This is a genomic window from Lichenihabitans sp. Uapishka_5 (assembly GCF_033947565.1).
Lineage (GTDB): Bacteria > Pseudomonadota > Alphaproteobacteria > Rhizobiales > Beijerinckiaceae > Lichenihabitans.
Map to the genome: position 1 here is coordinate 1 of NZ_JARPVX010000223.1, position 680 is coordinate 680.

1 protein-coding gene is annotated in these 680 nt (G+C 68.4%); it reads left to right on the forward strand.

The window, feature by feature from the left end; all coding sequences use genetic code 11:
* Positions 1-68 precede the first annotated feature (68 nt).
* On the forward strand, positions 69-680 hold a 612-nt coding region (locus P7D22_RS23320), incomplete at its 3' end, for an amidohydrolase family protein (RefSeq protein WP_319936621.1).

Genomic DNA, 680 nt, shown 5'->3' on the forward strand with positions numbered 1-680 from the left:
GGCCTGCGCACCTCGAAACGCTGCAGTTACGCGCCGCCCCCGTCCGGCCCCGGTTCGGAGATCACCGCATGAGCCTGTTCTTTCAAGGCGTCCGCGTCTTCTCCCTCGACGCGCCGGGCGGCGCCACCGGCCCGAGCGACGTGCTTGTCATCGATGACCGGATCGCCGCGATCGGTCCCGAGGCTGCGCGCCTCTCGCCGCCGGACGCCGCGGTGGTGCGGGGCGGCAACCACCTCCTGATGCCTGGGCTCGTAAACGCGCATTTCCACTCGCCCGTAAACCATATGAAGGGCGCGCTGCCGAGCCTGCCGCTCGAGCTCTTCATGCTTTACGAATCGCCCGCTCTGGCGGAACTCGCGCCAAGCCCGCGGGAAGCCTACTTGCGCACCATGCTGGCCGCGATCGAGATGCTGCGCACTGGCACGACGGCCGTGCAGGACGACGCCTTCTTCGTACCACATCCGACACCCGCCATCATCGATGCCGTTATGCAGGCCTATGCGGATGTCGGCATCCGGGCCACAGTGGCGCTCGACCAGCCCGAACTGCCCGAACTCGACAAGCTGCCGTTCCTGGCCGACCTGCTGCCTGCCGATATGAAGGCCGAGCTGGCGCAGCCGCCCGCCTTCGGCCGAGCCGACCTCCTTGCCGCCTACGACCACCTGATCGGCCGCTGGCAC